Below are 20,359 nucleotides of genomic sequence, written 5' to 3' on the forward strand. Positions count from 1 at the left end.
AGTGCAGATGCCAGCTCTATACGTGATGATTCCGGCGGCGCTGCTGTTAGTGGGCGTGGCCATCTACATCTTCTTCTGGGCCGTGGACAGCGGCCAGTACGAAGACCTCGACGGCCCGGCCCACAGTGTGCTGTTCGACGACCAGGACCCGAATCACCTGGCCGCCATCGACGAAGCCAACCGTGCCGAGCAACCGCCCAAAGAGCCGCCCCATGCTTGAGCTGGCGCCTTTGCTGGCCTCTGCGCTGATCCTCGGCCTGCTCGGCGGTGGCCATTGCCTGGGGATGTGCGGCGGGTTGATGGGCGCGCTGACCCTGGCGATTCCCAGGGAACAGCGCAGCCGTCGGTTTCGCCTGCTGCTGGCGTACAACCTGGGACGCATCCTCAGTTATGCCGCGGCGGGGTTGCTGATCGGCCTGGCCGGGTGGGCCGTGGCCAACAGCCCGGCGGCGATGTTCATGCGGGTGCTCGCCGGGCTGCTGCTGATCAGCATGGGCCTGTACCTGGCCGGCTGGTGGAGCGGCCTGACGCGTATCGAAGGCCTCGGTCGCGGCCTGTGGCGACATCTCCAGCCGATTGCCAACCGTTCGCTGCCGGTCTCCAGCCTGCCCCGCGCTTTACTGCTGGGCGCGCTGTGGGGCTGGTTGCCGTGCGGGTTGGTCTACAGCACCCTGCTATGGGCCGCGAGCCAGGGCAATGCGCTGGACAGCGCGCTGCTGATGCTGGCGTTCGGCCTGGGCACCTGGCCGGTATTGCTGGCGACCGGGCTGGCCGCCGAGCGCGTTACCGCGCTGTTGCGCAAGCGCAGCGTGCGCATGGCCGGTGGTCTGCTGGTGGTGCTGTTCGGGCTCTGGACCCTGCCCGGGCCGCACCAGCATTGGCTGATGGGGCATTGACCGGCCCTGTGGCATAGCGCCGCTCCTCGTTGATGCAAATCAACATGCCCTCCCCAACCAGCCCCTAGACTCGGCCCACCAGCCAAACCGGGGGACCGCCCGCATGCTCGACGCCATTCGTTGGGACACCGATCTGATTCACCGCTACGACCTGGCGGGGCCGCGCTACACGTCCTACCCCACGGCCGTCCAATTCGACAGCCAGGTCGGCACCTTCGACCTGCTCCATGCGCTGCGCGACAGTCGCAAAGCCACGCGGCCGTTGTCGCTGTACGTACACGTGCCGTTCTGCGCCAATATTTGTTACTACTGCGCCTGCAACAAGGTGATCACCAAGGACCGTGGCCGCGCCCAGGCCTATTTGCAACGCCTGATGCAGGAGATCCAGCAGGTGGCCTGCCACCTCGACCCGAAACAGCCGGTGGAGCAACTGCACCTGGGCGGCGGCACGCCGACCTTCCTCAGCCACGACGAGTTGCGCCAGGTGATGAAACACTTGCGCCAGCACTTCAATTTGCTCGAGGACGATTCGGGCGACTACGGCATCGAGATCGACCCTCGCGAAGCCGATTGGGCAACCATGGGCCTGCTGCGCGAACTGGGCTTCAACCGCGTCAGCATCGGCCTGCAGGACCTGGACCCCGAGGTGCAGCGTGCGGTCAATCGCCTGCAAAGCCTGGAGGAAACCCGCGCGGTGATCGACGCGGCGCGCACCCTGCAATTTCGCTCGATCAATATCGACCTGATCTATGGCCTGCCCAAGCAGTCACCGCTGAACTTTGCGCGCACCGTGGAAGAAGTCATCCGCCTGCAACCCGACCGCCTGTCGGTATTCAACTACGCACACCTGCCAGAGCGTTTCATGCCCCAGCGGCGGATCAACACCGATGATCTGCCCTCGCCGGCAGAAAAACTGTTGATGCTGCAAACCACCATCGAACAACTGACCCAGGCCGGCTACCGCTATATCGGCATGGACCACTTTGCCCTGCCGGACGACGAACTGGCCATCGCCCAGGAAGAAGGCAAGCTGCAACGTAATTTCCAGGGCTACACCACCCACGGGCACTGCGATCTGATTGGGTTAGGCGTGTCGGCGATCAGCCAGATCGGCGATTTGTACTGCCAGAACAGCAGTGACCTCAACGCGTACCAGAACGCCCTGGCGGGCGCGCAATTGGCGACCAGCCGAGGCTTGATCTGCACCACGGATGACCGTTTGCGGCGGGATGTGATCCAGCAATTGATCTGCAATTTCAGCCTGGGATTCGAGGGGATCGAACAGGCGTACAACATCGACTTTCGCGGTTATTTTGCCGAGCTGTGGCCGCAACTGGAGACGATGGCCACCGACGGTCTGATCGAGTTGGACGCCCAGGGCATTCGTGTACTGCCGGCCGGGCGTTTGTTGGTGCGTTCGGTGTGCATGGTGTTCGATGCCTACCTCGAGCACCAGAACCGGCAGCGTTTCTCGCGGGTAATCTGAAAATACCTATGCCATAGCCAGGGAGGCGGCCTTCATCGCATCGTCGCCACTGAGCCCCTTCATGGCCTTGCTCAAGGACGCCTGCGCCGTGACGAGGCTCGCGTTCAGCGCGGCAAGTGCCCCCTGCAGGTTATTGACCTTGACCCTGGCCTGCTCCGGAGAAAGGGTTTTATCGGCCATGACGGCGGCCAGTTCGGCCTGCTTTTCTGCAATCTGTTTCTTGATCTCGCGGATCATCTTCAAGACCTGCTGGACATCGTCGGGCAGGCCGCTTTCCTCGATATCGCTGTTGGATTTCCTGGTGTCACTGATCGCCAGCAAGGCAGCGCCGGAAAACGTCACTTTCACGCCTTCCTCCGTCTTGGTGCTGAGGGGCGCCGACGTGGCGTCCTTCAACTCTTTGGCAGCCGCAGCCGACTTCGCTTCCGCCACCAGATCCTTCGGCTCCGGCAGAGGCAGCGCGCTGAGGCTTGCCGAGGTATTTGCACCAATGGAAATCATGGGTCTGGCTCCAAATTCAAAGAGTATCGTTACTTTGTATCGGCCATGACACACGAACCTTTATACCCGTGAGGCTTTTTTGTACACGCTGGTCTCAGCCCCCCCAGTGCGTTACCCTTACGTCTTATGTGTGTTTTTCCCACAAGGATTTAAGAAATGTCCGAGCCAGTTAAACTGCGCGCTCACAGCCAGGCCCATTGCAAGGATTGCAGCCTGGCCCCCCTCTGCCTGCCACTTTCGCTGAATCTGGAAGACATGGATGCGCTGGACGACATCGTTAAACGCGGCCGCCCCCTGAAAAAAGGCGAGTTTCTGTTTCGCCAGGGTGACAAGTTCGATTCCGTTTATGCAGTCCGTTCAGGGGCGTTGAAAACGTTCAGCCTCAGCGACGGTGGCGAAGAGCAAATTACCGGCTTCCACCTGCCCAGCGAACTGGTCGGGCTGTCGGGGATGGACACCGACATGCATCCGGTCTCGGCTCAGGCACTGGAGACCACGTCGGTGTGCGAAATTCCTTTCGAGCGCCTCGATGAACTGGCCGTGCAGTTGCCACAGCTGCGTCGTCAGTTGATGCGCGTCATGAGCCGCGAGATTCGTGACGATCAACAGATGATGCTGCTGTTGTCGAAGAAAACCGCCGACGAGCGCATCGCTACGTTCCTGGTCAACCTGTCGGCGCGCTTCCGCGCCCGTGGGTTTTCAGCCAACCAGTTCCGCCTGAGCATGTCGCGCAATGAAATCGGCAATTACCTGGGCCTTGCGGTGGAAACCGTGTCCCGCGTGTTTACCCGCTTCCAGCAGAACGCATTGATTGCCGCCGAGGGCAAGGAAGTGCACATCCTCGACCCCATCCAGTTGTGCGCGCTGGCCGGTGGTTCCCTGGAAGGGTGATCCGCGATCTGCGGCCGAGCGAACCGGCAAGGCCGCAGGTATACTTCGGGTCCGTTTTCCGCCCAGGACCCTTCGACGATGACTTTCGATTCGTTCGACATCAAATCCCTGATTCGCCCCGTCATCGACTTCCCCAAGCCTGGGGTGATCTTCCGTGACATCACGCCGTTGTTCCAATCGCCCCGCGCCCTGCGCCTGGTCGCCGACAGCTTTGCCCAGCGTTATGTCGAAGCCGACTTCAGCCATATCGGCGCGATGGATGCCCGCGGCTTCCTGATCGGCTCGATCGTCGCCTACCAGCTCAACAAGCCACTGATCCTGTTTCGCAAGCAAGGCAAATTGCCGGCTGACGTCCTCGCCGAGGCTTATCAGACCGAATATGGCGAAGCGCTCCTCGAGGTCCATGCCGACAGCCTTTGCGAAGGTGACTCGGTGCTGATGTTCGATGACTTGATCGCCACCGGCGGCACCCTGATTGCCGCAGCGAACCTGGTGCGGCGCATGGGCGCGCAGATTTTTGAAGCGGCGGCGATTATCGATTTGCCGGAGCTGGGTGGGTCGCAGCGTTTGGAAGATATGGGCATTCCCACGTTCTGCCTGACGCAGTTCGGGTTGACCGAACGGTAGTGTGTGTCAGGACGGGCCTCATTGGGCCAAGCCCCCTCTCACATTCGACCGAGTTCCAAGTTTGGAATGTGGTCAAAATGTGGGAGGGGGCTTGCCCCCGATAGCGGAGTGCCAGTCAACACATTCATTGCTGATCCACCGCGATCGGGGGCAAGCCCCCTCCCACATGTTGTCCTGCTGTGGCTTTAGAGGGCGATCGGCTTGCGGCCAGCGAACGAGTGCGCCAAGGTGCCGCCGTCGACCAATTCAAGCTCGCCACCCAGGGGCACGCCATGGGCAATACGCGAGGTGATCAACCCCTTGTTGGTCAGCAACTGGGCGATGTAATGCGCCGTCGCTTCGCCTTCGACCGTAGGGTTGGTCGCCAGGATCACTTCGGTAAATGTGCCCTGCTCTTCGATCCGCGCCACCAGTTGCGGAATGCCAATGGCTTCCGGCCCCAGGCCATCCAACGGCGACAGATGGCCCTTGAGCACGAAGTAACGCCCGCGATAGCCGGTCTGCTCCACCGCATACACATCCATTGGCCCCTCCACCACACACAGCAGCGTGTCGTCGCGTCGTGGGTCGGCGCATTGCGGGCAGAGTTCTTCTTCAGTCAGGGTGCGGCATTGCCGACAGTGGCCCACGCCTTCCATGGCCTGGCTCAGGGCCTGGGCCAGACGGGTGCCGCCGCTGCGATCACGCTCCAGCAGTTGCAGCGCCATACGCTGGGCAGTTTTCTGGCCGACGCCCGGCAAGGTACGCAGGCCGTCGATCAGTTGGCGAATCAGGGGGCTGAAGCTCATGGGCGAAGGGTCCGACAAAACAACGAGACGCGGTTTATACCCGCGCCCCGGATTAGCGTCAAATGCTCAATCCTGTGCGACGCGCACGACCAACTTGCCGAAGTTGCGCCCTTCGAGCAAACCGATAAAGGCTTCGGGCGCTTGCTCCAGGCCGTCGACCACGTCTTCGCGGAACTTGATCTTGCCCTCGCGAACCCAGGGCGCCATGGCGCTGAGGAACTCCGGCTGGCGATCACCGTAGTCGTCAAACACGATAAAGCCCTGGATGCGCACACGCTTGGTCAGCAAAGTGCGCTGCAGCGCCGGCAGACGATCGGGGCCGCTTGGCGCTTCATGGGCGTTATACCCGGCGATCAGCCCGCACAGGGGCACCCGCGCCTTGGGGTTGAGCAACGGCATCACGGCGTCGAACACCTTGCCGCCGACGTTCTCGAAATAAATGTCCACGCCATTGAAGCAGGCCTGGGCCAGCTCGTCGGCAAACCCTTCGCTCTTGTGGTCGATACAGGCATCGAAACCCAGCTCATCGACCACGTAGCGGCACTTGTCCGCACCGCCGGCAATGCCCACCACGCGCAAGCCCTTGAGCTTGGCAACCTGGCCCACCACCGAGCCCACCGCACCCGAGGCCGCCGCCACGACCAGGGTTTCACCGGCCTTGGGCTGGCCGATATCCATCAGGCCCATGTAAGCGGTCATACCGGGCATGCCCAGTACCCCCAGGGCCATCGACGGGCTGGCCAGGCCATTGGGCACCGGCATCAGGTTGCGGCCATCGGAAATACTGTGGCTCTGCCAGCCGGTAGAGCCCACGACCAGGTCGCCCACCTCGAATTTCGGATTGCGCGACTGCTCGACACGGCTGACCGCGCCACCGGTCATCACGTCGTCGATTTCCACGGGTGCTGCGTACGACGGCGCGTCGCTCATGCGTCCGCGCATGTAGGGGTCCAGCGACAGATAGAGCGTCTTGAGCAGCACCTGGCCGTCCGCCAGCTCTGGCAGGTTCACGCGTTCGAGGCGGAAATTTTCCGGAGTCGGCGCGCCTTGAGGGCGTGAGACCAGGACGATGCGTTGGTTCAGCGTCGGTTCTTGAGGCATCAGGGGCTCCTTTAAGCGAATGCATACGTATAGGGTGCAGACCCTGCTTGCTGCCCCAGGGTTCAGTTGCGATAGGCACAAACAAAAATGCCAGGCACGAGGCCTGGCATTGGAGTGCAGCTAAAACCTGCCGATCAGAACGGCAGCTTCATACCCGGTGGCAGTTGCATGCCAGCGGTCATGCCGCCCATTTTTTCCTGGCTGCTGGCTTCGATCTTGCGCACCGCGTCGTTGACGGCAGCGGCGAACAGGTCTTCCAGCACTTCACGGTCGTCATCGCTGACGCCTTCGAGCAGGCTTGGGTCGATGCTGACGCGCTTGATGTCGTGACGACCGGTCATCACCACGCTGACCATATCGCCACCGGCTTTACCGGTGACTTCGGCGTTGGCCAGTTCTTCCTGCATCTTGGCCATTTTTTCCTGCATCTGCTGCGCCTGCTTCATCAGGCCGGCCATGCCACCTTTCATCATGGGAATCACCTCAAAAGTACGTGGATCAAAAGAGTCGCCCGGTTCATGACGCCTGGGGCGCCGGGGCTTCGACAGGTTCAATAGTATCGTGACGGACGACCGCACCGAACTGTTGCATCATTTGCTGGATAAGCGGATCAGCCTGGATCGACGCCTCCGCATCGCGCTGGCGGTTCAGGCGTCGACGCGTCGCGGCCTGGGCCGGGGTTTCCTGCTCGGGCTTGATCAGCTCGATGGCGATTGTCAGCGTGCGCCCATGGTACTGGTTGAGCGCGTCGTTCAGACGGCGCTGCTGGGTGGCATTGAACAAGGCGCTGTGGGCCGGGTCCAGGTGCAGCAGCCAATGGTCGCCGTCGATGGCAATCAACGTGCAGTTGGCGGCGATACTGCCGGTCATGCCGGAGATCGGCAACTTTGGAAACAATTCCAGCCATTGCAGGGCCAGGCCGGTGGCCGGGGCCGCGGCGGGCTCCACCTCCGGCTCGGCGGTGTGTTCGCTGGCGAGTTCGTCCAGGTAGCTGTAGGCCGAATCCATGTCCGGCTCGATGTAGTCTTCGTCCAGCGGCGGTTCGTCGTCGAGGTCAATGCCGGGCGTGGCCGCCTCGACCTGGGCCACGGTCGGCTCCGGCACCGGCGCGGACACCCACTCCGGCGCATCCGGCACCACGCTGTCCGGGGTCGGCGCGGGCATTGGCGTCAGTTCGGGCTGCTCGCCGGTGGTGTCCAGTACCGGCTCCACGGCGGGCTGTTGCTCGGGCTCGACGGGCGCTTCGACCGGGTCATTCCAGGGCAGATCCACCACCGGGGCGACTTGCGGCTCAGGCTCAGGCTTAGCCTCGATCACCGCTTCAGGCTCGGCCACCGGGGCGGCAACCACCGGCTCGGCAACCGCTGCGGGTGCAGCTTCCACTGGCGCGACCACCGCCGCGCCAGCCACTGGTTTGGCGGAATCAGCTGTGGCCTGGCTGATCCCCACTGGCTTTAGCGGCTGTCTCGGCGCATCCGCCGAGTCGGCGGGCCGGAAGGCCAGCATGCGCAGCAGGACCATCTCGAAGCCCCCGCGCGGGTCCGGCGCCAGGGGCAGGTCGCGGCGGCCGATCAGGCCCATCTGGTAATAGAACTGCACATCTTCGGCCGGCAACGCCTGGGCCAGCGCCAACACGCGGTCGCGGTCGCCATGGCCGTTGTCGACCGCCTCAGGCAATGCCTGGGCGATAGCGACGCGGTGCAGCACATTGAGGATTTCCGAGAGCACGCCATTCCAGTCCGGACCTTGCTCCGACAAGTGGCGCACGGCTTCGAGCAATGCCTTGGCATCGCCTTCGATCAGCGCGTGCAGCACGTCGAACACCTGGCCGTGGTCCAGCGTGCCAAGCATGGCGCGCACATCGGCGGCCAGGACCTTGCCTTCACCAAAGGCGATGGCCTGGTCGGTGAGGCTCATGGCATCACGCATCGAGCCATCGGCAGCACGGCCCAGCAGCCACAGTGCGTCGTCTTCGAACGGAACGTTCTCGACGCCCAGCACGTGGGTCAAATGCTCGACCACCCGCTCGGGGGTCATGTTCTTCAGGGAGAATTGCAGGCACCGCGACAAAATCGTCGCAGGAAGTTTCTGCGGGTCGGTGGTGGCCAGGATGAATTTGACGTAGGGCGGCGGCTCTTCCAGGGTCTTCAACAGCGCGTTGAAGGAGTGGCTGGACAGCATGTGCACTTCGTCGATCAGGTAGACCTTGAAGCGGCCACGGCTCGGTGCGTATTGCACGTTATCGAGCAGTTCACGGGTGTCTTCGACCTTGGTGCGGCTCGCGGCGTCGATCTCGATCAGGTCGACGAAACGCCCTTCGTCGATCTCGCGGCAGACCGAACAGGTGCCGCACGGTGTCGAGGTGATCCCGGTTTCACAATTCAGGCATTTGGCGATGATGCGCGCAATGGTGGTCTTGCCCACGCCGCGGGTACCGGTGAACAGGTAGGCGTGGTGCAGCCGCTGGCTGTCCAAGGCATTGATCAGAGCCTTGAGCACATGGGTCTGGCCGACCATTTCGCGGAACGAGCGCGGACGCCATTTACGTGCAAGAACCTGATAACTCATCGAAAACCGTCGCAACTGGGAAGCGGAAGCCGGTAATGCTAGCGGAGCAAGGGGGAAATTGCATCCGGCACGCTCGTCTTATCTGACTAAGCGCCCCTCAAAGGCCTGAACCCGCCGCGTCGATCCACGTGATTATCCGGCTGTACGCCGCAAAGAACGCACCCAGCGCGCCTCCAGACCGATAGCGGCCACACTGGCCAGCACCATCAGCCCGCCCAGCAGCACCTGCAGGGTAATGCGCTCGCCCAGCAGCATCGCGGCCATGATCATCGCCACGGGTGGGATCAGGTACATCGCTACCGAGGCGCGGCTGACTTCAACGTGCTTGAGCACGTAGCCCCAGGCCAGGTAGGCCAGGGCACTGGGAAAAATACCGAGCACCAGCACCGCCATGTTTTCCGGCAACGGTGCCCGTGCCACTGCAGCGGGCAGACCGGGCAGGTTCACGCACAGCATCAAGGTGCCGGACCAGACCATATAGCAGGCCAGCGTCAGCGGGCTGTAGCGGCAAGCGTAATGTCGCAGGACAGCGAAATACACGCTCCAGGACAGGGCCGCCAGCAGGATCAGCAAGCCGCGTGGGTCCATGTCGGCCATGCCATGCCCGCCCCGGATCACCACCAGCACACCCCACAACCCCAACAGCACACACCCCCAGCGCCAGGCACTGACCCGCTCCTTCAGGCAGAAAAACGCAATCAACACACTGAACAGCGGTGCCGACTGCGCCAGCACGCTGGACGCCGACGCGCTCACCCATTGCTGGCCGCTATTGAGGCAGGTGTGGTGCAGGAATACGCCGAAAAAACCCAGCACCAGCAGCCACGGCAAATCCCGCAGGCGCGGCCGGCCAATGCCCGTCACCAGCGCCACCGCGCCCATGCACACCGAGGCGATCAGGAACCGCAGCAGCGCCAGGTGGCCAGGGCTGTAGCTGTGCAAGCCGACGTGCACGCCAATCGGCGAATACGCCCAACAGAGGATGACGACGGCAACGACTAGCGTAAGCTTTACAGGAGACGGGGCATTCATCGGCGGCATCCGGCACTCGGTGGGAATGCCGTCAGTCTTGGCCCGCGCCAGGCGCAGCACAATTAAGCGTTTCTGACTTCTGAGATCACGGGAACTGAGCAATGGAACTGGCCCAACTGAAAATGGTGCGAGCCGTGGCGCAAACCGGCAGCGTGGCCCAGGCCGCCCTGCAATTGCACTGCGTGCCGTCCAACATCACCACGCGTATCAAGCAGCTGGAAAGCGAGTTGGGCACAGCCTTGTTCATCCGTGCCGGACGCGGGCTGGCGATCAGCGCCGCCGGGGAGATTTTCCTGGATTATTGCGAGCGTATCCTGGCGCTGGTGGACGAGTCCAAACGTGCGGTGGATGCCACCGCGACCCCTCGTGGCACCTTGCGCATCGGCGCGGTGGAGTCCAGCGCCAGCGGGCGCCTGCCGCCGCTGCTGGCCGAGTACCACCGGCGCTACCCTGAGGTCAGCCTGGAATTGGTCACCGGCGCCTGGGCGCAATTGCTGGACGACCTGCAGCACCATCGGCTCGATGTGGCGCTGGTGGCATCCGGCAACCCGCGCGCCAAACTTGAGCACAGCGTGGTCTACAGCGAACGCCTGGTATTGATCGCCAGCGCGTGCAGCGCCCCCATCAACAGCGCCCGGGACCTGGCCGGTCGCACCTTGCTGGTGTGGCCGCCGGGTTGCCCCTATCGCGCCGCCCTGGAAAACTGGCTCAAGCCCCATGACGTCAAACCGGCGATTGCCAGCTATGCCAGTTGGGGCACGATCATCGGTTGCGTCAGCGCGGGCATTGGCGTGGCGTTGGCGCCGGAGGGCATTCTGGCGCGCTATGAGCAGGCCAACGCGTTGGCATCGTATCGCTTCGAAGCACTGGCGCCCGTGGACAACCTGCTGTTCTGGCACACGGACACCCAGCGGCACCTGGCACGGGACGCATTTGCCGGGCTGCTGCGCGAAACCTTCGGCTGACCCAATCCAAAATCCGGGAGGAGGCTTGCCCCGATAGCCATGGATATCTACACAACTGTGTAGCGCCCAACGCTAACCACGATGCGCAGCGAGTCGCTCTTGATCTGGCTTTTGATCTTAGGCGCCCCGTTAAACCACGCTGGCCGAACGCGGGCTTGAATCCGTGGGTAACCCGGCAGGACGCCGGGTTAGCCGCCCCGCGCCATGGATGGCGCGTGGCGGCGGCCCACGGATTCAAGCCCGCGTTCGGGCACACCGAGCCTGAGCGAGGTGCCGAGTGGTGGGGCAAGAGCCCTTTTGGTTACTTTTGGGGCTCTTTTCCAAAAGTGACCCGCTGTAAAAGCGGAACCCATAGCAGCCGTTACGCAGAAACGGATATGTACGTAATCCAATCCAGCATCCTGGTCGGCCCAGAGGCCGCCATCGGGGGCAAGCCCCCTCCCACATTTTCTAGATCTTCGGTGCAGCCAGCCGTGCGTACTGGTCCTGGCTGATCCAGCCCGTGAACGAACGCTCGTCAGCATTGACAAATTCCACCTGCGCCCAGCCGTCCTTGAACGCCAGTACCCCCACCACATCATTTTTGACGATGTAGGGACGCTTTGTCGCTTTGGCGCCCGGTGTTTTCAACAGGTAGGCCTTTTGCGCCGATACCGTCACCAGGCCGATCCATTTTTTCCGCGCGGTCTGGCTCAACTCCAGGCCCGTGGAGATGTCCGGCATCAACACATTGATACAACCTGGATGCTGGCGACCTTGCTCCACGGTCAGGGTCACGCCGTCGGCCGAGGCCGCCACGCTGCCGGGATAAGCTGCATCGCGCCAGGTGGTCAGCGCTTGCGGCTTACCCTGCAGAAAGAAGCTGCACCCCCGCGTGACGCCCTCCCCCATCGCCTCCGAGTAGAACCCCTCGACCTGCTGCTGCGGTGTCACCGCCAGCATCAGCCCTTCGTACTTGCCCGACTGCAACGCGCCAGGCCCTGCAAACGCCGGCACCACGACGCATAACGACAACACACCCACCGCCAGAAAACGCATCATCTTATTTCTTCCCTTCCAGTACGTCGTAGGCCTGCTTCATCAGCACGTCGTAGTTGCCGTAGTCCTCACCGTTGTAGTTGCGGGCCATGGCGGTAAAGTCCTTGTTTTTCATGGCCGTCATCAACGCGGTATTTTTGCCGCAAAGGCTGAGATAGGCCTTGAGCTGATTGCCGGCATTGACCTTCAAGGACGCCACGAACTCAAACACGGTCTTGAATCCGCAAGACGCGAAATTGAACCCCATGATCTGAAACATCCCCCATGAGGCCGACAGCAACGCCGCTTCCTGATCCAGTGCAAACGCCGTGGCCATGGTTTCCCAGGCCTTGACCTGGTCCTTGTTGTTGGCCTGCCACTGCGGCCCGGCTTTTTTCTTGTAGATGTACGACAGCAGCGGGTGCGACTGGTCGTAAATGTGCTTGGTGTACTTGCGAAAATGATGGCCTTCGAACGCGATGATCGGCAACTTCGCCGGCCCGAAGCCCACCTTCCCGCCCGATTCGATAGTGGCGAACGCCTTGATGACATTCACCGAGATCCCGTTGCCCAACTGCTTGGCGGCGTTCTGAAAGTCAGTGTCGCTGAGCGTCATGCCGCCATCGCAAGTGGACTGCATCATCAACTGCCGGTTACGCCGTTCGGCCTCGATCACCGCACGCACCTGGTTCAGATAGACATTCACGGTGGCTTGCACCGCATCGGCATTGTTATTGCCGAAGGCGTTGAGAAAACTCGGAATGCGCATCGCCGGGAAGGCCGTCACCGGCACCTTCAATGCCTCTTCGATCAGGCTGTTGAAGGTACGACCGGTAGGGTCGATCACGCCATCGGGATGGGCGTACTTGAGATGACGGAACTGGTACTGGCTGATGCACTGCACCAGTTGGCCGTCGCATTTGCCGTTTTCGGGCAAGGCGAAACCCAGTTTGGGAATGATCAGATTGAAGAGATACTGGATGCACTGAACATCGGCGGGCAAGTTGCGGGCTTTGCCGGGCGTGCCGACCGAGGCACTGATAAGACGAGGCAACCCTTGCAGGCTTTTCATGACAGACATCCTTGTGAGGTAAAGAAGCGATTGCGCTTCGATATCAAGTCCACGCCCTTGTCATACTCTGAAACAAGTGCCCGGCGGAAGCTAACAAGGTGCCTTGGGGTTGTCCAGAGAGGGTTTCGAAAGTTGTGAATCAGCCAGAGTAAATCACTCAGTAGCCATGCACATCGCGGGTCTTCTGGTACTGGTGGTAGTCGATCCACTCGACCACGTCGTAGGGAAGATAAAGCTGCACGGTGGCGCGGGAAATCGCGATGTACACCGCGCACAAGCGCTGATCGAACGCATAGGCATCCTGGAATTTCACAGTGGTGAGCAACTCGGGCGTGAGCAGGACACGCTCGAACTCCATGCCGCCGGCGTCTTGCGCCAACATCAACAAACAGCGCTCGCGCGGGTGACCGCTGAGCCTGTTCAACCGTGTCACGTCGGCCACATTGAAGCCTTTTTCCAGTTCCGCCTCGACCCACAGAAACGCGTCATCGAACCGGCACGCGTCGCGCACCTGCTGCCAGTCGGCCATATCGCTGAAAAACGAATGAGGCCCACGGTCGCTGTACTCGCTGCCATAGAATTCGGGTTTGAACAACGCGATGACGGTGTCCATGAAGTATTTGAGATCCTGCTGCGCTTCGCTGCTGGCAAACGCACAGGCACGGCGCTCTTCGCTCAGATGCATGAGCCACTTCATGGTGTCCCAATAGGACGCGGTCAGCACCACGCAGCCTGGCGGCGGTACAAAGCCCTGGGGATACAGCTCGATACCGACGTCCGCATCCCGTGCGCCCTCGAAGAGCACCTTGCTTTTCTGCGAGTGTTGGCTGATCAAGGGATTGACCAGGCGCTCGACGTTGCGCCCGGAGCGTACGCTATAGCTCACATCCGTATGGCGAACCTCGCGCGCGCGCTTGACCAGTACACCGCTGGCCTGCTGATACTCGTCGCCCAGGGTGATCAGCACCTGGCGCCCGCGCTCGATGATTTGCAGCAAGGGCGCCGGAATGTCCTGGCTCTCATCAATCAACACATGGGTATAGCGCTCAGGCACCACACTGCCGGCGAGGCTGGCGCGCTTGACCATCAACAACGCTTCAAATCCGGTGTGAGCGCTCCAGGCCGGATTCGCCTCAAGGTAGGTCCATAACCGGCTGGAGTATTCGACAAGTACTTTGGCATCAACGCTGGACAGCGCTTGCTTGAAGTGCGGCAGATGCTTCGCCGACAGGCTGTAGTCCCGGGAGCCGCAGTAGTTTTCAAGCACCTTGAGGCAGACATCCAGCAGCGCCTGTCCTTGCAGATGACGAAAACCGAAGATGTTCAATTCCTGCGCCAGTGTCTGCTTGCTCGGGACGCGCCCTTGCGTAGCCAGCGGCTGTGACCTTGGGCCATGTAACAAGACGTGCGCAAACCCGTGAAAGGTTTGCCCGGCCTTTCTCTCCCGCACGCCCACCATGCGCGCGCGCAGGGTTTGAAGCTTTGCCGGTGTACGTGCCAGCAACAAGGTCTTTTCGGGTCGCAGATGCTCCATCAGCGCCACCAGCAGGTGACTCTTGCCAATGCCGGCGTACCCTTGGACATGCAGGTCTTCGTTCAGGTTGGCGCGAAAGGTCCTGACCAGTTTGTCCTGCTCGGCGCTCAGCCAGCGCTCGCGATGCCTGGGCGTGACCATCTGCTGGCGGAAGGGATTGTTTGCCTTGAGGTGACGGACTTTGTACTCGACGTCCCATTGGCCGTCGGGCAATAAATAATCTCGCGCCAGGACTTCATCCGCCAACAGAAAACGCAACTTCAGGCTCTTGACCACATTGAGGCCGAAGTACAGCTTGCGCGGGTCAAACAACCGTTGTGCCTCCGACAGCAAGCTCACGGCAGCTGAATGCCTGCCCTGCGCCGCCCAGCCAATGAGCTTGGCCAACACCCTTTCAGCGCCCACTGCACTCAACTCGTGTTCCGGCATCTGCGCCAGATTCTGGATAACCAGCAGCGCTGCCAGCTCCGGCTCACTCAGGGTTTCCAGCGCACCCGCACCGTCAGAACCCAACAAACCCGCACAGGTTTCATCGGTGATCGGCAAGAACACGGGGCTGGATAAATCAAAATGTTCCGAGTGCATACAGCCTCATGGCCAGGGGAAAGACGCTTGGGAGTATGCCACCAGTCGTGGAAGGGTCGTCATGCACTGCGCAATAAGCGTCACAGATGACTGGCTGAATAATTGAGATTTTGGGGGGTATTACAGAAGGGAGCGTTATGGAGGCAACCCCACCAGCCACACCCCGGCACACAATGTTCCCGCTGTGGCTGCTGCCTTCCGGCTCTGACCAGGTTCACGGGTAATCGTTGCGGGGGGACCGATGGGGTCACCATAACGACGCTGGCCTCTCGGCAAGCGGGGCCATTGTACCGATCTCATCGGAAGTTACAACCGTAAAAAAATGAGAAGCTTCAAGTACTTGCCATGGCCCTCAACAATGACGCTATCCCAGCCACTCTGTAGGAGCGAGCTTGCTCGCGAAAAACGTCAACGATAACGCGTGCTTTCTGAATGAACGCGGTGCCTGTAAATTTTTCGCGAGCAAGCGTGCTCCTACAGACTGGTATCAGGGCTTGCCCTCGCACATTTCATCATTGTGCCTGCAGCACCTCATCGGCCCTGCCGCCCTCTTCCTGGATGACCAGGTGGATAAAGTGCAGCTTGGCAATCACCGCCGGGGGCAGCACGAAGGGGTAGAAATCCGGCTGGCCCATGCTGCGCGACAGTTCGTTGAGCATGCCGGCCAGTTCGATCCAGGCATTGACGAAGGAGAGGAACGCCGCCCCGCCAGGGTGTTCGGGGTCGTACAAGGTGCTCAGGGGAAACGGCTGGTAATCGAGGTCCATCTCCCGAGCGCTCATGCCAAACCCCAGGGCGGTGTCGACCGCGTCCATCATGTGCAGGTAATGCGCCCAGGTCTCGGCCCAGTCTTCCCAGGGGTGCATGGTGGCATAGGCGCTGACGCAGGTTTGCTGCCAGTCCGGGCGTGGGCCGTTCTGGTAATGCTGGTCGAGCGCGTCGGCGTAACTGGCGCGTTCGTCGCCGAACAGGTTGCGAAACGGCTCGAGCCAGTGGCTGTTGGCGATCAGGCGGTCCCAGTAATAGTGGCCGACCTCATGGCGAAAGTGACCGAGCAAGGTGCGGTAGGGCTCATGCATCTGCACGCGAACCTTTTCACGATGGGCGTCGTCAGCTTCCTTGATATCGAGGGTGATCAGGCCGTTGGCGTGACCGGTAGTGGGCGCATTGCCTTGCAGGTCGATGCCGACGAAGTCGAACGCCAGGCCGGTGTCTTCGTTGACGCTTTTGGGCACCACCTGCAGGCCCAGGCTGACCAGCTGGGCGACCAGTCGGCGCTTGGCGGTTTCCACCTTGCGCCAGCGCTCGGGATTTTCCGCGATGGACAAATCAGGGATGGTGCGGTTCAGGCTGCACGCCACGCACAGGGCCGAGGTGCTGTGCGCCGGGATCAGCCAGTTGCACGCCGCCGGGGTCTGGAGGTTGGCGCAGCGGCGAAAGGCGCCGGCGTCGAGGTTGGCGTCCATCAGCCAGGTGTCGGCCACGGGACCGGGTTGCAGTGAAGACAGGCGGCTTTGCTGCGGGTGGTAGCCCAGCAGCGCCGAGCAGGCCAGGCATTGGCTGTTGCGAAAGAACAAGGACTGGCCGCAGCGGCATTGCCATACCTTGCTGTTACGCGAGGATCCGGCCATGAACGGTGCGGCGATGCGCGTGCTGAGTTGCTCGAAGTAGCGGAACATGGCGATCTCTCCCAAGGGTGACTGAGACTAGATCATTTACCGCTCGGGATCGTTCCACTTTCCTGGAGAGGGGCTGCTTCGCAGCCCGGCGCGAGCTTGCTCCCTCGCCACAGGATGCAATCAGACCGCGATGTTGTGCTTGGCCAGGAAGGCGACGAAGGCCTCTTCGTCGAGCACTTTGAGCCCCAGTTCGCTGGCCTTGGCCAATTTGGAGCCGGCGCCCGGCCCGGCCACCACGCAGTGGGTCTTCGCCGAAACGGAACCGGCCACCTTGGCGCCCAGGCTTTCGAGTTTGTCCTTGGCCACATCGCGGCTCATCAACTCCAGGGAGCCGGTGAGCACCCAGGTATGCCCGGCTTCCGGCAGGCCTTCGACGACCTTTTTCTCGCTCTGCCAGTGCATGCCGAAGTCCTTGAGCTGCTGCTCGATGGCCAGGGCGCGGTGGGCGTTGTCCTCGCTATCAAAAAAGTCGCGCACGGCCTTGGCCTGTTTCTCGGGCAGGGCCTGGCGCATGTCCAGCCAGTCGGCCTTGATCACGCCTTCGAGGCTGCCGAACTTGTCCGCCAGTTTCTGCGCCGCGCCCGGTCCCACGGAGGGCACGTGCAGCTTGTCGAGCAGGCCGCCCAGGGTGGTGCTGGCGGCGAACTCGGCACTCAGGTCGCCCTGCTCCTGCAATTGCAGGGCGCATTCATCGGGCGACAGCAGCGCGCCAATCACCTCCTGGTTATGGCTGTCTTCAAAGAAGCTATGGATCTCGTGCGCCACTTCCAGGCCTACGTCCGGCAAGTACGTCAGCACTTCCGGCAGAGCCTTCTGCACCCGTTCCAGGGAAGCCAGGGAGCGCGCCAGCACCTTGGCGGTCTCCTCGCCCACATCGGGAATGCCCAGGGCGTAGATAAACCGCGCCAGGGTCGGCGTCTTGCTGTTTTCGATGGCGGCGATCAGCTTTTTGCTGGAAATATCGGCAAAGCCTTCCAGGTCGATGATCTGCTCGTACTTGAGTTTGTAGAGGTCGGCCGGCGAGCCGATGAGTTTTTCATCCACCAGTTGCTCGATGGTTTTGTCGCCCAGGCCATCGATGTCCATGGCACGGCGCGAGACGAAATGAATGATCGCCTGCTTGAGCTGCGCGCCACAGGCCAGGCGCCCGACGCAGCGGTACACCGCGCCGTCGCTGACGGTTTCCTTGCCCTTGCTGCGCTTGACCAGTTGCGTGCGCTCTACGTGGGAACCGCACACCGGGCAACTTTCAGGGATCTGCACCGCGCGCGCGTGCTCCGGGCGACGCTCGGTGACCACCGACACCACCTGCGGGATCACGTCCCCGGCGCGGCGGATGATCACCGTATCGCCGATCATCAGGCCCAGGCGCGCCACTTCGTCCATGTTGTGCAGGGTGGCGTTGGACACAGTCACGCCGGCAACCTTGACCGGTTTCAAACGCGCCACGGGCGTGACGGCGCCGGTGCGGCCGACCTGGAATTCCACGTCGAGCAACTCGGTCAGTTCTTCCATGGCCGGGAATTTATGCGCAATGGCCCAGCGCGGCTCGCGGGCGCGGAAGCCCAGCTCCCGCTGGGCCGCGATGCTGTTGACCTTGAATACCACCCCGTCGATCTCGTACGACAGGCTGTTGCGCCGTTCGCCGATGTCGCGGTAGTAGTCCAGGCATTCCTGAATGCCCTTGGCCAGTTTCAGTTCATGACTGATCGGCATGCCCCACTTCTGCAACTGCTTCAGGTTGCCGATATGAGTGTCACTGATATCCGTCGTCACCTGGCCGATGCCATAGCAGCAGAATTCCAACGGACGACTGGCGGTGATCTTCGAATCCAGTTGGCGCAGGCTGCCGGCCGCCGCGTTGCGCGGGTTGGCGAAGGTCTTGCCGCCGACCTCCAGTTGCGAGGCGTTCAGGCGCTCGAAACCGGCCTTGGACATGAACACTTCACCGCGCACTTCCAGGGTGGCCGGCCAACCGCTGCCGTGCAGCTTCAACGGAATGTTGCGCACGGTGCGCACATTGACGCTGATGTCTTCGCCGGTGGTCCCGTCGCCGCGAGTGGCGCCGCGCACCAGTTCGCCGTCCTGATACAACAGGCTGACCGCCAGGCCATCCAGCTTTGGCTCGCAACTGTATTCGACGCTGGCGAACAGGTCGCCGGCCGGCAGATCCAGGCCCTCGGTCACCCGGCGGTCGAATTCCAGCATGGTCGCTTCATCGAAAGCGTTGCCGAGGCTGAGCATGGGGATTTCATGCCGGACTTGAGTAAACGCCGACAGCGCCGCGCTGCCGACCCGCTGTGTCGGCGAATCACGCGTCACCAGCTCCGGATGCTCGGCTTCCAGCGCCTTGAGCTCATGGAACAACCGGTCGTACTCGGCGTCCGGAATGCTCGGCTCGTCGAGGACGTGATAACGGTAGTTGTGCTGATCCAGTTCAGCGCGCAGTTCGAGGATGCGGGTATGGGCGGCGGTCATGGGTGTTCTCTCATAAAGCAAAAGAGCAGCCGAAGCTGCTCAATATGTTAGTGCGCTTATTCTACTGACAACGCCGAGGCGCAATCCTCAGCGTTTCTGTGTCAGAGCGCGACGCTCGAACTCGACGATGCGCTGACGGTAATGCTCGATGGTCTGGGCGGTGAGGACGCTGCGTTGGTCGTCCTTGAGCTCGCCGTTGAGTTCCTGGGACAGCTTGCGGGCCGCGGCCACCATCACGTCGAACGCTTGCTTGGGGTGACGCGGGCCTGGCAGACCGAGGAAGAAACTGACCGCCGGGGTGCTGAACAGGTCGATGTCGTCCAGGTCGAACGTGCCGGGCTTGACCGCGTTGGCCATGGAGAACAGTACTTCGCCGTTGCCGGCCATGCTTTCGTGACGGTGGAAAATATCCATCTCGCCAAAGCGCAGGCCGCTCTCAAGGATGTTCTGCAACAGGGCCGGGCCTTTGAAGCCACCGGCATCGCGGCAGATCACACTGATCACCAATACCTCTTCGGCAGCCGGCTGATCGTTCACCGATTGGCGCGATGGGGCCTTGCCGCTGTTTTCATCCGGGAAATCATCGTCGCGGCTGCTGAAGCTCGGGCCTTCATCGACATCCAGGTTCAGGTCGCCCTGATGCGGCTCGGCCACGCCGGCACTGCCGCGCTTGCCACGCTTGGACGACTCCCGGGCTTCACGCACCGGCGCGCTCATCGACGGCAAGTCGTGCTCGTCCAGCTGCGGTTCCTTGTGGGTATCCAGCACACGGGGCGGCCCCAGCAGCTCGGCGCTGCCGTCGTCGTCAGGCAGGTTGGACAGGTTTCGGTCCAAGCGGAATTTAAGCTTGCCCTTGCCACCGCGCATACGGCGCCAGCCATCAAAAAGAATACCGGCAATGACAATGATGCCGATGACGATCAGCCACTCGCGCAGACCGATTTCCATGTAATCCCGTGCCTCTAATAAAAAATGCTGAAAAATAAGGGGTTTAGCACCGTGCAAACCGCTTTAAAACGTGGCGCCAACTCTATGTTCTGACTGACGTTTTGCCCACGCGTACGAAAAATTGACATTAAATTAGCACAGTTGGCGAGAGATGTATCGGATTGGCACTTTCGTTCGCCAGTACCTTCTTC

The 20,359-nt window shown here is 61.8% G+C and carries 18 protein-coding genes and 1 other RNA gene; 6 read left to right on the forward strand and 13 right to left on the reverse strand.

The window, feature by feature from the left end; all coding sequences use genetic code 11:
* Positions 1-7 precede the first annotated feature (7 nt).
* The 3 genes from ccoS (at position 8) to hemN (ending at position 2,382) form a co-directional block, all read left to right on the forward strand.
* On the forward strand, positions 8-220 hold the full coding sequence (gene ccoS, locus BFQ04_RS04665; protein WP_057721235.1) for a cbb3-type cytochrome oxidase assembly protein CcoS: 213 nt from the start codon (positions 8-10) through the stop codon (positions 218-220).
* Positions 213-896 carry a sulfite exporter TauE/SafE family protein gene (locus BFQ04_RS04670; protein ID WP_065949787.1) on the forward strand — a complete coding sequence of 228 codons (684 nt, stop codon included), beginning with the start codon at positions 213-215 and terminating at the stop codon, positions 894-896. The genes ccoS and BFQ04_RS04670 overlap by 8 nt, the downstream gene beginning before the upstream one ends.
* Positions 897-999: 103 nt before the next feature.
* A complete protein-coding gene (hemN, locus tag BFQ04_RS04675) occupies positions 1,000-2,382 on the forward strand; it encodes an oxygen-independent coproporphyrinogen III oxidase (protein WP_065949788.1) in 1,383 nt (460 codons plus the stop codon).
* 6 nt (positions 2,383-2,388) lie between these two features.
* On the opposite strand, the gene BFQ04_RS04680 is transcribed toward hemN, so the two are convergent.
* Complete coding sequence (locus BFQ04_RS04680; protein WP_065949789.1) at positions 2,389-2,883, reverse strand: hypothetical protein; 495 nt, start codon at positions 2,881-2,883, stop codon at positions 2,389-2,391.
* Between the two features lie 156 nt (positions 2,884-3,039).
* Here BFQ04_RS04680 and fnr point away from each other — a divergent pair, with 156 nt between their 5' ends.
* Together fnr and BFQ04_RS04690 are read left to right on the forward strand one after the other, a co-directional pair.
* Entirely contained in the window at positions 3,040-3,774 is a 735-nt protein-coding gene (fnr, locus tag BFQ04_RS04685; RefSeq protein ID WP_065949790.1) for a fumarate/nitrate reduction transcriptional regulator Fnr, read from the forward strand.
* Between the two features lie 78 nt (positions 3,775-3,852).
* Positions 3,853-4,401 carry an adenine phosphoribosyltransferase gene (locus BFQ04_RS04690; protein WP_065887882.1) on the forward strand — a complete coding sequence of 183 codons (549 nt, stop codon included), beginning with the start codon at positions 3,853-3,855 and terminating at the stop codon, positions 4,399-4,401.
* Between the two features lie 185 nt (positions 4,402-4,586).
* Here the strand turns inward: BFQ04_RS04690 and recR are convergent, their stop codons facing one another.
* The 5 genes from recR to BFQ04_RS04715 form a co-directional block, all read right to left on the reverse strand.
* Positions 4,587-5,189 (reverse strand): recombination mediator RecR, encoded by a 603-nt coding sequence (gene recR, locus BFQ04_RS04695; protein ID WP_065949791.1) that lies wholly within the window; start codon positions 5,187-5,189, stop codon positions 4,587-4,589.
* Between the two features lie 66 nt (positions 5,190-5,255).
* Positions 5,256-6,290 carry an NADP-dependent oxidoreductase gene (locus BFQ04_RS04700; RefSeq protein ID WP_065949792.1) on the reverse strand — a complete coding sequence of 345 codons (1,035 nt, stop codon included), beginning with the start codon at positions 6,288-6,290 and terminating at the stop codon, positions 5,256-5,258.
* Positions 6,291-6,424: 134 nt separating this feature from the next.
* The gene (locus tag BFQ04_RS04705) at positions 6,425-6,763 is read right to left on the reverse strand and encodes a YbaB/EbfC family nucleoid-associated protein (RefSeq protein ID WP_057721228.1); all 339 of its coding nucleotides are present in this window, start codon (positions 6,761-6,763) and stop codon (positions 6,425-6,427) included.
* 43 nt (positions 6,764-6,806) lie between these two features.
* Positions 6,807-8,858 carry a DNA polymerase III subunit gamma/tau gene (gene dnaX / locus BFQ04_RS04710; RefSeq protein WP_065949793.1) on the reverse strand — a complete coding sequence of 684 codons (2,052 nt, stop codon included), beginning with the start codon at positions 8,856-8,858 and terminating at the stop codon, positions 6,807-6,809.
* A gap of 132 nt (positions 8,859-8,990) precedes the next feature.
* Positions 8,991-9,890 (reverse strand): DMT family transporter, encoded by a 900-nt coding sequence (locus BFQ04_RS04715; protein ID WP_065949794.1) that lies wholly within the window; start codon positions 9,888-9,890, stop codon positions 8,991-8,993.
* 101 nt (positions 9,891-9,991) lie between these two features.
* On the opposite strand from BFQ04_RS04715, the gene BFQ04_RS04720 reads away from it, so the two are divergent.
* Entirely contained in the window at positions 9,992-10,855 is an 864-nt protein-coding gene (locus BFQ04_RS04720) for a LysR family transcriptional regulator (RefSeq protein ID WP_065949795.1), read from the forward strand.
* 450 nt (positions 10,856-11,305) lie between these two features.
* On the opposite strand, the gene BFQ04_RS04725 is transcribed toward BFQ04_RS04720, so the two are convergent.
* The 7 genes from BFQ04_RS04725 to zipA form a co-directional block, all read right to left on the reverse strand.
* Positions 11,306-11,896, reverse strand: coding sequence for a hypothetical protein (locus BFQ04_RS04725; protein WP_065949796.1), 591 nt, complete (start codon positions 11,894-11,896; stop codon positions 11,306-11,308).
* A 1-nt stretch (position 11,897) separates the two neighbouring features.
* Positions 11,898-12,944, reverse strand: a complete 1,047-nt coding sequence (locus BFQ04_RS04730) for an N-acetylmuramidase family protein (RefSeq protein ID WP_065949797.1) — start codon at positions 12,942-12,944, stop codon at positions 11,898-11,900.
* A 157-nt stretch (positions 12,945-13,101) separates the two neighbouring features.
* Entirely contained in the window at positions 13,102-15,063 is a 1,962-nt protein-coding gene (locus BFQ04_RS04735) for an AAA family ATPase (RefSeq protein WP_065949798.1), read from the reverse strand.
* Positions 15,064-15,210: 147 nt separating this feature from the next.
* Positions 15,211-15,307: signal recognition particle sRNA small type (gene ffs / locus BFQ04_RS04740), an RNA gene on the reverse strand.
* A gap of 268 nt (positions 15,308-15,575) precedes the next feature.
* A complete protein-coding gene (locus tag BFQ04_RS04745; RefSeq protein WP_065949799.1) occupies positions 15,576-16,742 on the reverse strand; it encodes a zinc-binding metallopeptidase family protein in 1,167 nt (388 codons plus the stop codon).
* A gap of 120 nt (positions 16,743-16,862) precedes the next feature.
* Positions 16,863-19,220 (reverse strand): NAD-dependent DNA ligase LigA, encoded by a 2,358-nt coding sequence (gene ligA / locus BFQ04_RS04750; protein WP_065949800.1) that lies wholly within the window; start codon positions 19,218-19,220, stop codon positions 16,863-16,865.
* A gap of 87 nt (positions 19,221-19,307) precedes the next feature.
* Positions 19,308-20,168 carry a cell division protein ZipA gene (gene zipA, locus BFQ04_RS04755; protein ID WP_065949801.1) on the reverse strand — a complete coding sequence of 287 codons (861 nt, stop codon included), beginning with the start codon at positions 20,166-20,168 and terminating at the stop codon, positions 19,308-19,310.
* Positions 20,169-20,359 lie beyond the last annotated feature (191 nt).

It is taken from the genome of Pseudomonas sp. 37 R 15, from assembly GCF_900004865.1.
In the GTDB taxonomy this organism is placed as follows: domain Bacteria; phylum Pseudomonadota; class Gammaproteobacteria; order Pseudomonadales; family Pseudomonadaceae; genus Aquipseudomonas; species Aquipseudomonas fluorescens_AM.